Genomic DNA, 12,308 nt, shown 5'->3' on the forward strand with positions numbered 1-12,308 from the left:
GAGTGCCCGGATGCGGCCCCGGCACTACCGTCGCAGGCGCCCACCTCGATGCGGCTCCTCGTTCTGCGACGGGCGTCGACCGGTGGGCGCGGCCGTTCCGCTCACCGGCGGGCCATCACGGAAGAGGACATCCATGTCACAGCGCACCAGGGCTCTCGGGTCCCTGTTCGCGGCCCTGCTGGCCATGACGGGGATCGGCGCGATCGCCGGCACGTCGGCGCAGGCGGCGGCCGGGTGCAAGGTCGACTACGCCGTCACCAACCAGTGGGGCGAGGGCTTCGGCGCCAACGTCACGCTCACCAACCTCGGAGATCCCCTGACCAGCTGGACCGTCGGCTGGACGTTCTCGTCGGGCCAGCGCATCACGCAGGCGTGGAACGGGACCGCGACACAGTCGGGCAACGCGGTCTCGGTGCGGGACGCGGGCCACAACGGCGTCGTCCGCACCGGTGGGACCGCCAGCTTCGGCTTCAACGGCACGTGGAGCGGCAGCAACGCCGTGCCCACCCAGTTCACCGTCAACGGGGTCGCCTGCACGGGGTCCGCGGGATCGACCCCCACCCCCACCCCCACGCCCACCCCCACCTCGACCACCACACCCCCGCCGCCCACGGGCACGACCCCGCTCGCCATCAACGGGCAGCTGAGCGTCTGCGGCGTGAACCTGTGCAACCAGTACGGCAAGCCGATCCAGCTGCGCGGGGCCAGCACGCACGGGCTGCAGTGGTTCCCCGGGTGCTACAACACGAGCTCGCTGAACACCCTGGCGAACGACTGGAAGGCCGACGTCCTGCGGATCGCGATGTACGTCAACGAGGACGGCTACGTCACCGACCCCAGCGGCTTCACCGCACGGGTCAACACGCTGGTCGACCAGGCCGAGTCGAGGGGCATGTACTCGATCATCGACTTCCACACGCTCACGCCGGGTGACCCGAACGTGAACCTGGAGAACGCGAAGACGTTCTTCCGCAACGTCGCCACCCGCAACGCTGCCAAGAAGAACGTCATCTACGAGATCGCGAACGAGCCGAACGGCGTGACCTGGGAGCAGATCCGCACCTACGCCAACCAGGTCATCCCGATCATCAAGGCAGCCGACCCGGACGCCGTGATCATCGTCGGCACGCGCGGCTGGTCGTCGCTCGGCGTGTCCAACGGGTCGAGCTCGGCGGAGATCGTGGCCAACCCCCTGGCGTTCTCGAACATCATGTACGCGTTCCATTTCTACGCAGCGTCGCACCAGGACAACTACCGGGCCGAGGTGCGCAACGCGGCCGCCAAGCTGCCCATCTTCGTGACCGAGTGGGGCACCACGAGCGCGACGGGCGGCGGCACCGTCGACATCGCCAGCTCGACGGCGTGGCTCGACCTGCTCGACTCGCTGAAGATCAGCCACGTCAACTGGACCTACTCGGATGCCAACGAGAGCAGTGCCGCCTTCCGGCCGGGCACCTGCGCGGGGTCGAGCTACGGCACCGGCCAGCTGACACAGTCCGGTCAGTTCGTCCGCAGCAGGATCGTCACGGCGGACAGCTTCCCGACGAGCTGACCAACCGCGCCGCCGCCCCGGGGGCCCCTCCCTCCGGGGCGGCGGAGCTGTCTGCAGGGCCGGTCCTAGGGTCCACAGCATGAGATCCTTCGTCCCATGACTGACGTCGCTGCATGGGACCGCCGGGTCGAGGAGTTCTGGGCGACCGCGGACGGCAGTGACGTCGACGGCGTACTGACCAGCATGAACGCGCTCGTCGCGGAGCGCCCCGCCGGAGACGCCGCGGCGCTCATGGAGTGGGCGGGCGCCCACGACTTCGTCGGCCTGGAGGCGGAGGCGATCCCGCTGTACCGCGAGGCGATCGCGGCCGGCCTCGACCCCGAGCGCGAGGCGCGGGCGGTCCTGCAGCTGGCGAGCTCGCTGCGCAACGTCGGGCAGCCCGACGCGGCGGTCGAGCTGCTGCAGGCCACGGCCGGGCACCCCGCCGTGGGTGCCGCGCGCGACGCCTTCCTGGCCCTGGCGCTCCTCGACGCGGGACAGCCGGGCGCAGCCCTGCGGGTCGCGCTGGAGGCGCTGACACCGACGCTGCCCGCCTACCGCAGCGCCCTGACGCACTACGCCTCCCAGCTGCCGTCGGCCGAGTAGCCCTCCGCCGAGCAGCACGGGTGCCACCCGATCTGGCCTCAGTACGCGTAGCGGGTGACGCGCTCCGGGTGGATCACGAGCCGGACCTGGTCCTCGGCGAGGATCGTCGCGAGGTCCCGCGCGTGCACCGGGTCGGACAGGTCCCAGTAGCGCGCGGCGAGGCGGGCGGCGAGGTCGTGCGCGCCCTGGGTCTCGACGGTGACCGGACCGGACACCGACACCCAGTGCTCGCGCTCGCCCACCGGGGCGGCGACGACGAGCGACGCGCGGGGGTCACGCCGCAGCCGGCGCACCTTGAGGGCGTCGGGCGTGGTGAACAGCTGGACCGTGCCGTCGTCGGCCACCTCGAACCACACCGGCCGCGGCTGCGGCGGCACGGGGCCGGCGGCGACGGTCAGGAAGCCGTGCAGCGCACGACGCAGGAGCTCGAGGTCGTCGGTGGACAGGGACGCGTCAGCACTCATCACGGCTCCTCGGTGCGGGACGGCTCTCGTCGGGTCAACCGCACGACGGGCCTCCTTCATCCCCCGCCCGCTCGACGCGCGTCGGCCGCCGCGAGCGCCGCCCGCATCGACTCCCGCGACGCCGGTTCCCACGGTCCGGAGGTGGCCAGCGGGATCTCGGTCATGAACCGCCGCTCGGCCTCAGGGATCAGCGCGGCGACGCGGTCGGGGTCCGACCCGGCGGTGCCGTACAGGTGCGGGCCGTCCGCGTAGAACAGGTCGAGCACGACGAGCCGCCCGTCCGCCGCGCGCATGACGTTGGTCGGGTTGCGGTCCAGAGGCCCGCACCACGGAAGCTCCCGGCGTGCCAGCGCGTGGACGTCGTGCACGATCGCCGCGAGCTCGGCCAGGTCCGGGCGCGGTTCTGCCAGGGCCTCGTGGAACGCGATCGCCTCGTCGTCCGGGACGGGCGCGAGCCACTCGAGCACCTGCAGGTCGCCCCCGCCCGTCAGGCGTCGGTGCGCGAGCAGGACGGGAACCCGGCGCGTGTGCGCCGCCCGCACGTACAGGGCGGCGGAGTACGGCCCGGTGGGGTCGAACGGGCTGATCCGGGCCGCGGCCGCGCCGTCGGGCGAGCGCAGCGCGATGGCCCAGTCGCCGGCGCCGCACGGTGTCCACCCGTCGCGCAGCAGCACCTCCTCCACCTGCCGGTGGTCCACCGGGCCGGTGAGCAGGTTGCGGCCGACGAGGTACCGGGGCATGTCCTGCAACGCCATGCCCGGAGCCTAGGGACGGACGTCGACGATGCCATTCTGATAAGCCCACACGACCGCCTGCAGCCGCGACTTCACACCCAGCTTCGGCATCGCCCTGGCCAGGTGCGACTTCACGGTCGAGACCTCCAGGAAGAGCTCGCGGGAGATCTCCTCGTTGGACATGCCCTGGGCCAGCAGCAGGAGGATGTCGAGCTCGCGCGGCGTCAGCAGCTCGCTGGCGCGCGCGGCGGTCACCGGCTGCGTCCGGCGGCGCGTGACCACCTCCCGCAGCACCCGCCGGGTCAGCGCGTTGGCCAGCATGCCGTGGCCCGCTGCCACCGACCGGACGGCCTCGACGAGCGTCTCCGGCTCGGCGTCCTTGAGCAGGAAGCCGGACGCGCCCGCCTCGAGCGCGCCGAACAGGTACTCGTCGACGTCGAACGTGGTCAGGACGAGGACCGGGATCGGGTCCACGACGTCGGGGCCGCACAGCTCCCGCGTCGCGGTGATCCCGTCCTTGCCCGGCATGCGGATGTCCATGCAGACCACGTCGGGCCGCAGGGCGCGGGCCAGGGCCACGGCGGTCGCCCCGTCGGCGGCCTGCCCGACCACCTCGATGCCCGGCTCTGTCGTCAGCATGGTGGACAGGCCGGCGCGCACGAGCGGCTGGTCGTCGGCGACGACGACCCGCAGGTTCGGGGTACCGCTCGGGACGTCGCTCATCGGAGCTCCTCGGTGGGTGTGGTCGGGATCGCGAGCGAGACCTGCCACCCGCCGTCGAGGGTGGGTCCGTACTGGAGCGTCGCGCCGGTCAGCTCGGCGCGCTCCTGCATGCCGACCAACCCGTAGCCCGGGTCGTGGTCGGTCAGCGCCTCACCGGGACCGGGTGCGGTGTTGCGGACCCGCAGCTCGACGTGGTCGTCGGCCCGGACGTCGATCCGGACCGTGCAGCGCGCCCCGTGCGCGTGCCGGGCCGCGTTGGCCAGCGCCTCCTGGACCACCCGGTACGCCGCGAGCTGCGCGAGCGGACCGATCACGCCCGAGGCGGCCACCTCGTCGACCGGGCCCGAGGTCTCCAGGTCGACCTCCAGCCCCGACGCCCGCGCCTGCGCGACCAGGTCGGCGATGCCGGCCAGCGTCTCCATCCGTACCGGGCCGTCCGGGTCGGGCGGGTCCTCGGTGTCGCGCAGCAGCACCACGAGGTTGCGCAGGTCGCGCAGCATCGCCGTGCTCTGCTCCCGGACCTGCGCGACGGCCCGCTTGGCGCCCTCGGGGTCCACGTCGATCTGGCGGCCGACGGCGGCGCTCATCACGGCGATGCCGGACAGGTGGTGCGCCGCGATGTCGTGCAGCTCGCGCGCCATCGCCGTCCGCTCCCGCTCGACGGCGACCCGGACCAGGGCGTCGCGCTCGCGGCCCTGCGCCTCGACCGTGCGGGCGACGGCGGCCACGGCGTCCTGCCGTGCGCCCACGACGCTCGCGAGCACGAAGGGCAGCCCGACCGCCGCGACCGCCTGCAGGGCACCGGCGATGACGACGGTCCACCCCTCGCCGCCGCTCCGGATCTCGGCGGCGGCCACGCCGACGGCCACCAGGGCACCGGCCCCGAGCAGGGTCGGCGCGAGGCGCCGGACGGGCCGCGCGAGAACCACCCGGTACGTCGCGACGATCACCACGATGAGGCCGGCGCCGACGGCCTCGCCGAGCCACTGCAGGGCGGGCATCGCCGCGGCGACTGCGAGCACCGTGGCGCGCGGGTGCCCCCGCCACACGCCGAGCACGACCGCCTGCGCCGTGAGCACGGCGATAGCGCCCCACCACGCCGCGTCGCCGAACTCCGGGACGCCGCGCGCGGCGGACGGGTCGGCCTGGTTCAGCCCGAGGGAGGCGGCGAGCAGCCCGACCGACAGCAGCCAGCAGACCGCCGGGACGAGGTACGTCGCCCGGCGGCCGTGCTGAGCGGGGTGCTCGATCACCGACGTCACGATAGACGCGCCGCCTCGAGCCCGTGGTCGGCAGCCGGTGGTGGCGGTGCCTGCGCGGTGATGGCGCTCATCCGAGTGTCCCTTCGTCGACGTCGGTCTGACGTGACTCGACGTTAGGAGCCGGGGACCTCGTGCCGCGCCGGGCCGAGGATGGAACGTCGGCGGTTGCATCCAAAGGTGGAGCCGGTCGAAGGTCCGCCTCGGAGCCTCGGCACGATCCTCAATCGGTTGCCGAATAGGCAACACACAACGTAGCGTTGTGTGCATGAGCAACGAGCGTCAGACCACCGTCGCCCCGGACGCGTACCTGTCGGCCATCGAGGCCGACCGCACCGCGCTGGACCAGCGTGCTCGCCAGCCGGCGTGGCTCGCACCCGCACTCGGCGCCGTGACCGCCACCTGGGTCGCGACCGGCGACACCGCCCGCTCGGACGGGACGAGCCCCTGGTTCTTCCTGTTCATCGTGGCGATGGGCCTCGTCCTCGTGGCGACCCGATCCACGGGGGTCAAGCTCAAGGGCATCGGGACCCGTGGCTGGGTCGCCTACCTCGCCCTCGTCGCGGTGGGCCTGCTGCTGTACAGCGCCGGGCTCGCCCTGTTCTCCCTCGACCTGGACTGGTGGGTGGCCGTGCCGGCCGTGCTGATGTTCGGCGCCACGGTCGCGACGGTGCGGGTCGTCGATGCCTCTGCGCGCAGGTCCTTGCACCGTGACCGTTGAGGCGCGGCCGGACGAGATCGTCCACAACATAGTGCGCCTGCGGATCTGCGGGCTGCTGCGCCCCGTCGACGCCCTGACGTTCTCGACTCTCGCAGCAACGCTCGAGCTGACCAAGCCGGCACTCTCCAAGCACCTGCGCATCCTGACCGACGCCGGCTACACGACGATGAGCCGCTCCTCCTCCGACGAGCGGACCGACCGCCGGCAGATCACCTGGGTGCGCCTGACGCGCGAGGGTCGGCGAGCGTTCGACGGACACGTCGCGGCGCTCCGTCAGATCACCGAGATCGAGGCCGACCGGCCCGGCCCTGCCACCGTCTGACGTGACTCGACGACAGGGAATCGGGGACTCGTGCCGCGCGGGCGTGAGGGGATGGACGCACGCCCGCGCGGGCGCACCAGCTACACGACGACGATCTGCGACCCCTCGGGCGAGTGGTCCGCCAGCGCGACGCTCCGGATGGCCGGGTCGTCGTAGGTGTTCCAGTAGTAGGTCGTCGTCCTGGACGAGAAGAGTCCGGTGTAGATGGTCTTCTCGAACTCACCCGAGCCCATCGCGGCGGCGCCGTCCACCATCGCGACCTGCTGCAGGGTGTGGAACGCGCGGCTGACGTTCTCCTCCTCGCTCGCCTTCGTCGGGTAGTGCTCGTTGACGTACGCGGCGCGGACGAACCTGGACGGCGAGTAGTAGTCGCCGGGGATGCCTCGCATGTGCGACCCCGAGCCGAACGGGGTGAGCGTCGCCCTGCCCAGCACGGTCTCCTTGGGGAAGTCGGGCGCGGTGTTCAGGTAGTTGCGCAGGTTCTCGTGGTGCCATCCGAACCCGGGCTGATTGGCCAGGACGTCCACGTCGTCGTCGAAGACGTGCATGCCGTCGCTCGTGTACTCGACCACGATCGCCCGGGTCGCGTCGCCGATGACCCAGTGGAGCAGCGAGCTCGGGTACTTCTCGTTGATCGGCTTGTCCACGATCGCCACGTCCTGCAGCGCCGCCTCGACGTCATCGACGGTGGTGAACTGCGAGGCGACCCAGAGCGGAAACTCGAACGCGGCGACGTTGGTCGCGCCCTCCACCGGACCCGGCGCGTACGCCGCGTACCCCGGGAAGTTGAGTCCCGCCACGGCCAGCCCCGCGTCGTTCCCGCAGTCGAAGTAGAGCGGTGTGTCCTCCTCGACGATCCCCATGCCGATGGTCGCGTGCTGGATGCTCCCCACCGCCCCGAACGGCGACTTCGGGGCGTACCCCGTGGGCGTGACCACCACCCTCTCCCCGTAGCCGCTCGTCCAGTCGAGGTTCCGTGCGAGGTAGAGGTTGTCGCTACCGTCGGTGAACCTGATTCCCGTGCACATGTGGTGCCCCCTGTCTTCGGCAAGCCGCGTGACGTCGGAGGGCCCGGTCGGCGCCCCCGCTCCATCGTGCGCCCGCGGGCGGACTCCTGCACTGCGGCGACGACCGCGCGTGCTGAACCGTTTCGGACCGCTCCCCGAGCCGACGGGTTGTGGATAGGTTCGCCGGGCGGCGTAATTCGTCCGCCGTCGCCGTCCCGGGCACCGACGCCCGGGACCCGCTGGAGGGAGCGACACGTGAGACAGGCCAAACCGTCCCGGAACCGACTCGTCCTGCTGGTGGCCGCGGCCGCCGCCCTCGTGCTGGGCGGCCTGATCGCGCCGGCCTCGGCGCTCACCGGAGGTCCCGTCCAGACGGCCGCGACCGCCGGGTGCGGCCGGCCCGCGGGCCTGGCGACCGGCACCCACACGCTCACCAGCGGCGGGGTGTCGCGCACCTACCGCCTGGACGTGCCGTCCGGCTACGACCCGAACCGGCAATACCGCCTCGTGGTGGGGCTGCACTGGTGGCACGGCACGGCCGCCGACGTGGTGAACCAGAACTTCTACGGGTTGAAGCCGCTCGCCGGCAACAGCACCGTGTTCGTGGCGCCGCAGGGCATCGACAACGCCTGGCCCAACACCAACGGCCGGGACGTCACGTTCGTCGACGACGTGCTGCGCGCCGTCGAGTCCGCGCTGTGCATCGACACCACCCAGCGGTTCGCGACCGGCTTCAGCTACGGCGGCGGCATGAGCAACGCGCTGGCGTGCGCCCGGGCCGACGTGTTCCGTGCGGTCGCGGTGCTCAACGGTGCGCAGCTGTCCGGGTGCGCCGGCGGCACCCAACCCATCGCCTACCTCGGCTCGCACGGTGTGGTCGACGACGTCCTGAACATCTCGCAGGGCCGCGCGCTGCGGGACCGTGCGCTGCGCAACAACGGGTGCCAGGCCCAGCAGGCCCCCGAACCCGCCGCGGGCAGCGGCACCCACGTGCGCACGGAGTACACCTGCCGTGACGGCTACCCGGTCGTGTGGATCGCCTCCGACAGCGGCCACCAGTGGGACGCCCGGGACCGCGGGCAGCAGCAGTCCTGGGTGCCCGGCGAGATCTGGCGGTTCTTCACGTCGCTGACCTCGACGACGACCCCGCCGCCGACGGACAACCCGACGACCCCCGTGCCGACGACTCCGCCGCCGACGACCCCGCCGCCGACGGACCCGACGACGCCGCCTCCCGGGGCGTGCACCGCCACCTACCGCACCGTGAACTCCTGGCCCGGCGGCTTCCAGGGCGAGGTCACCGTGCGCGCCGGTTCCGCGTCGACGTCCTGGAACGTGAGCTGGCGCCCCGCCGGCGAGCGCGTGGACCAGGTGTGGAACGGCACCGTGACGTCGCAGGGCGGCCTCGTGACCGTCGGCAACGTGGCGTGGAACGGCCGGCTCGCGGCCGGTGGGACCACCACCTTCGGCCTGCTCGGCAGCGGCACGCCGCCGACCCCGGCCCTCACCTGCACCAGCGCCTGAGAGGGTGGACGAACGGCCGGCCGCGTCGGATCCGCGGCCGGCCGTTCGTTGCAGTGGTGAGAGGCCGCCAGCGGGGTGGCCGGACCAGGGAGTCGTGAGATGGCGCGGTACGTGATCTCGTTCGACGACGGCGCGATGGACCACATCAGCGATGCGGACCTGCCTGACGTGGGCAAGGCCGCGCACGCGGTGATCCAGGAGGCCGTGGACGCGGGCGTCTGGGTCTTCGGCGGAGGGCTGGGCAGGCAGCAGGCCAGCATCGTGGCCACGGACGGGACCGTCACCGACGGCCCGTTCCCGGAGACCAAGGAGGTCATCGGCGGACTCGTGGTCGTCGAGGTGCCCTCCCGCCAGGAGGCGCTGGGGTGGGCCGCCAAGTTCGCCGCCGCGTGCACCTCCGCGCAGGAGGTCCGCGAGCTCCTGCCCGACCCGGAGCTGGACGCGATGCTCGGGGCGCGGCAGCGCTGACGCCGACGGCGAGCGGCTCCACGCGGAGCCGCTCGCCTCGGCACGTCAGTCGTCGAGGACGCTCGACGGACCTCCTACAGTGGCGAGCAGGAGGCGCGCATGCCGGGTATCCGGACCGACCGTGGGCTCGACCGCCTGGTCAACTTCACGGACGCATCGGTCGCGATCGCGATCACGCTGCTCGTCCTGCCCCTGATCGACCTCGTCACGGACGGCACCGAGCGCTCGGCCGGGAGCCTGCTCACGCAGGAGGGCGGGACGTTCCTCGCGTTCGGCATCAGCTTCGTCGTGATCGCGAGCTTCTGGGTGGGGCACCACCGGGTCTTCGAGCACCTGCAGGACTACTCGAAGGCCATGCTCTGGGCCAACTTCCTGTGGCTCGCGAGCATCGTGTTCATCCCCTTCACCACCCAGCTGCTCGCCGACGAGGGCACCGACGACCCCGCCGTCAACGCCCTCTACATCTCGACGATGGTGGTGACCACAGGCAGCCTGGCGCTGATCGAGTGGCTGGCGGTCCGCGACACCGAGCTCCAGCGGCCCGAGGTGCGGGGCACCCTCAGCCCCGCGGTGCCCTGGTGGCGCTGGGGCTCCTGCTCGTCGCGCTCGTGCTCGCCGTGGTCGTACCGGCCGTCGGGATGTTCTGGCTGTTCCTGCTGTTCCTGTCCACGCCACTGAACCGACTGGCCCGGCGCCGCACCCGTGGCGAGCGCGACCAGACGTCCTAGACCGCTTCCCGCCGCTTCTGCCGCGCGAAGCGTGCCGGCACGTCCGGGCCGTCCCACACCTGGACCGCGCGCCAGAGCGACGCCGCGATCGGCACCGCCAGCACCGCCCCGGTCAGGCCCGCGAGGACGGTGCCCGCCGTCAGCGCGATGAGGATCACCAGCGGGTGCAGCCGCAGCGCGCGCCCCATCACGACGGGCTGGAGGAAGTCGCCCTCCAGCTGGTTCACCGCGACGACGATCGCCACCACGATCAGCGCCTCGACCGGTCCGACCGCCACGAACGCGACCAGGGCGGCCAGGATCCCCGCGACCGTGGCGCCGACGAGCGGGATGAACGCGAGCAGGAACACCAGCACGGACAGCGGGATCACGAGGGGCACCCCGACGATCGCCAGCCCGATGCCGATGGCCACCGCATCCACCGCCGCCACGATGGCGGTGCCGCGCACGTACCCGCCGAGGGTGCGCACCGTCGTGTCACCGATGCGCTTCCCGCGCTCGTAGCGGTGGCCGTCGAACGGGCGCAGGAGGAACTCCCAGATCTTCGGGCCGTCCTTGAGGAAGAAGAACAGCACCACGATCATGATGAAGAAGCCGGCGACGACGTCCACCGTCTGGGAGACCCCGGCGAGGGCGCCCGAGCCCACCGCGTCGGACGTCAGCAGCCCGGTCACGGACTCCCGGAGTGAGCCGATCTGCTCCTCGGTGATGTCGAACGGCAGGCGCTGGATGTAGGCCTGGAGCTCGTCGAAACCCTCGAGCGCCTGGTCGCTCAGCTCGTCCCACTGGCTCACCACGGCGCGCACGACCAGCCACACGATCGCCGAGAGCAGGGCGACGAGCGTGAGCAGGGCGATCCAGGTGGCCAGCATCGAGGGCAGGCCCTTGCGGCGCAGGAACGACACCAGCGGCGAGATGGCCGCGGCGAGCACCAGGGCGATCAGGACCGGGATGACGATGAGGGTCAGCTGCGTCACCACGAGCACGAAGACGGCCACCACCGCGAGCACGGCCAGCACCTGCACGGACCTGGTCCCCGCGCGCCCGAAGCCGTCGGACCACAGCGAGGTCTGGCTGCGCTCGGTCACCGGGGGGACCTCGCGCGGTGGCGGGGCGACCTGCGGACGCGAGCGGCGGGCGAACAGACCCATGGGGCTCCTTCGAGTTCCGGGACCGGCGGCGGAGCCCCGACCGTACTAGGCAGCGATCGAGCGTGCCCGTCACACTCCCCCGTTCGTCTCCCCGGGTGCGGCCTCTCGGGATCACCCGTTCGCCACGCAGCCGGCGCGCGTCGACCCTCATCCCTCGGCCGCGATCCGCCGATCAGACCGGGACGGGACCAGCACCACCTCGCCGACAGGGGGCGACGGGGTCGACCGGACGGACTGAACCATGCACGACCTCGCGCCCTGCGCCCTCTCGGCCGGCGACCGCGCGCTCAGCGGCTACGTCGCCGAGTTCGCCGACGGGACCATGACGATCGGCATCGACGCCGACGGCTTCGGCACCTTCCGGGCCGGCGACGACGTCCAGCTCCTCGTGCTCGACGAGGTGCGCGGCGAGGTCCGGTACGACGGCTGGGTCGCCCAGGCCGGTGCGACGACGGTGCGGGTGGCCGAGCTCGAGCTCACGTCGACCCTGCAGAAGCGGCAGGTGGCGCGGGTGCGCATCGCACAGCCCTGCGTGGGGACCGTGGAGCTGCCGGACGGCGACGGCCGGGCGATCACCTTCGTCGTGCTCGACATCAGCGCGCACGGCATGCGCATCTCCACGACCGCGCCCCTCGCGGAGCACGAACGGGTCTCGTTCGGGTTCCCGATCGGCGACCGCGACGTCGCGCTCGTCGCCGAGGTGCTGCGCTCGCAGCAGACCGACAGCGGGACGACCCTGTGCGGCTGCCGCTTCGTCGGTCTGCACGAGCGCGACGCGGACACGCTGTTCCGGTTCGTCATGCAGACGCAGGGCGCGCAACGGCGCACGCGACTGCAGGCGTGAGGCCCTACTCGACGCCCTCGAACCGGTAGCCCGTCTCGACGCGCTCCCCGGCCAGGCCGCTCCGGCCGAGCGTGACGGGCGCGCCCGCGCGCAGCTGGTCCGGGCTGACGGCCACGAACCGGTAGTGCGTCTCGTCTGCGCGCTCACACCTCCGTGACGGGCACCCGCGGCGCCCTGGCCTGGTCGGTGATGTCCCGGGTCTCTGCCCGTGGAAACGCTTCACACC

Annotated in this window: 14 protein-coding genes; 8 read left to right on the plus strand and 6 right to left on the minus strand. The window is 72.4% G+C overall.

The genetic code is table 11. The features are described from left to right. Positions 1-133: 133 nt before the first annotated feature. Both KG102_RS16440 and KG102_RS16445 read left to right on the plus strand, forming a co-directional pair. Positions 134-1,552, plus strand: coding sequence for a cellulase family glycosylhydrolase (locus KG102_RS16440; protein ID WP_208290351.1), 1,419 nt, complete (start codon positions 134-136; stop codon positions 1,550-1,552). Between the two features lie 96 nt (positions 1,553-1,648). Further along, entirely contained in the window at positions 1,649-2,137 is a 489-nt protein-coding gene (locus KG102_RS16445) for a tetratricopeptide repeat protein (RefSeq protein ID WP_243885028.1), read from the plus strand. A 38-nt stretch (positions 2,138-2,175) separates the two neighbouring features. Here KG102_RS16445 and KG102_RS16450 read toward each other — a convergent pair whose 3' ends face one another. Genes KG102_RS16450 through KG102_RS16465 form a run of 4 tightly spaced genes read right to left on the minus strand, consistent with a single transcriptional unit; the run spans position 2,176 to position 5,311 of the window. Beyond that, a complete protein-coding gene (locus KG102_RS16450) occupies positions 2,176-2,601 on the minus strand; it encodes a pyridoxamine 5'-phosphate oxidase family protein (protein ID WP_208290350.1) in 426 nt (141 codons plus the stop codon). Positions 2,602-2,657: 56 nt separating this feature from the next. Next, a complete protein-coding gene (locus tag KG102_RS16455; protein ID WP_208290349.1) occupies positions 2,658-3,356 on the minus strand; it encodes a hypothetical protein in 699 nt (232 codons plus the stop codon). Positions 3,357-3,365: 9 nt separating this feature from the next. Continuing rightward, positions 3,366-4,058 carry a response regulator gene (locus KG102_RS16460; protein WP_208290348.1) on the minus strand — a complete coding sequence of 231 codons (693 nt, stop codon included), beginning with the start codon at positions 4,056-4,058 and terminating at the stop codon, positions 3,366-3,368. After that, entirely contained in the window at positions 4,055-5,311 is a 1,257-nt protein-coding gene (locus KG102_RS16465) for a sensor histidine kinase (RefSeq protein ID WP_208290347.1), read from the minus strand. Before KG102_RS16465 ends, KG102_RS16460 begins: the two co-directional genes overlap by 4 nt. Positions 5,312-5,585: 274 nt before the next feature. Here KG102_RS16465 and KG102_RS16470 point away from each other — a divergent pair, with 274 nt between their 5' ends. Next, the gene (locus tag KG102_RS16470) at positions 5,586-6,038 is read left to right on the plus strand and encodes a hypothetical protein (RefSeq protein WP_208290346.1); all 453 of its coding nucleotides are present in this window, start codon (positions 5,586-5,588) and stop codon (positions 6,036-6,038) included. Continuing rightward, on the plus strand, positions 6,028-6,360 hold the full coding sequence (locus tag KG102_RS16475; RefSeq protein WP_249667367.1) for a transcriptional regulator: 333 nt from the start codon (positions 6,028-6,030) through the stop codon (positions 6,358-6,360). The genes KG102_RS16470 and KG102_RS16475 overlap by 11 nt, the downstream gene beginning before the upstream one ends. 80 nt (positions 6,361-6,440) lie before the next feature. On the opposite strand, the gene bsh is transcribed toward KG102_RS16475, so the two are convergent. After that, positions 6,441-7,388: a choloylglycine hydrolase gene (bsh, locus tag KG102_RS16480; protein ID WP_208213005.1), complete on the minus strand. Its 948-nt coding sequence runs from the start codon at positions 7,386-7,388 to the stop codon at positions 6,441-6,443. Between the two features lie 234 nt (positions 7,389-7,622). On the opposite strand from bsh, the gene KG102_RS16485 reads away from it, so the two are divergent. The 3 genes from KG102_RS16485 (at position 7,623) to KG102_RS16495 (ending at position 10,037) form a co-directional block, all read left to right on the plus strand. Further along, positions 7,623-8,891 (plus strand): cellulose binding domain-containing protein, encoded by a 1,269-nt coding sequence (locus KG102_RS16485; protein WP_208213006.1) that lies wholly within the window; start codon positions 7,623-7,625, stop codon positions 8,889-8,891. A gap of 99 nt (positions 8,892-8,990) precedes the next feature. Beyond that, positions 8,991-9,359 carry a YciI family protein gene (locus tag KG102_RS16490; protein ID WP_208290344.1) on the plus strand — a complete coding sequence of 123 codons (369 nt, stop codon included), beginning with the start codon at positions 8,991-8,993 and terminating at the stop codon, positions 9,357-9,359. 99 nt (positions 9,360-9,458) lie between these two features. Further along, complete coding sequence (locus KG102_RS16495; protein WP_208290343.1) at positions 9,459-10,037, plus strand: TMEM175 family protein; 579 nt, start codon at positions 9,459-9,461, stop codon at positions 10,035-10,037. Between the two features lie 46 nt (positions 10,038-10,083). On the opposite strand, the gene KG102_RS16500 is transcribed toward KG102_RS16495, so the two are convergent. Then, positions 10,084-11,238, minus strand: a complete 1,155-nt coding sequence (locus tag KG102_RS16500; RefSeq protein WP_208213009.1) for an AI-2E family transporter — start codon at positions 11,236-11,238, stop codon at positions 10,084-10,086. A 241-nt stretch (positions 11,239-11,479) separates the two neighbouring features. Here KG102_RS16500 and KG102_RS16505 point away from each other — a divergent pair, with 241 nt between their 5' ends. After that, positions 11,480-12,082 (plus strand): flagellar brake protein, encoded by a 603-nt coding sequence (locus KG102_RS16505; protein ID WP_208290342.1) that lies wholly within the window; start codon positions 11,480-11,482, stop codon positions 12,080-12,082. The last annotated feature ends 226 nt before the right edge of the window (positions 12,083-12,308 follow it).

This window comes from Cellulomonas fengjieae (assembly GCF_018388465.1).
Classification (GTDB): Bacteria; Actinomycetota; Actinomycetes; order Actinomycetales; family Cellulomonadaceae; genus Cellulomonas; species Cellulomonas fengjieae.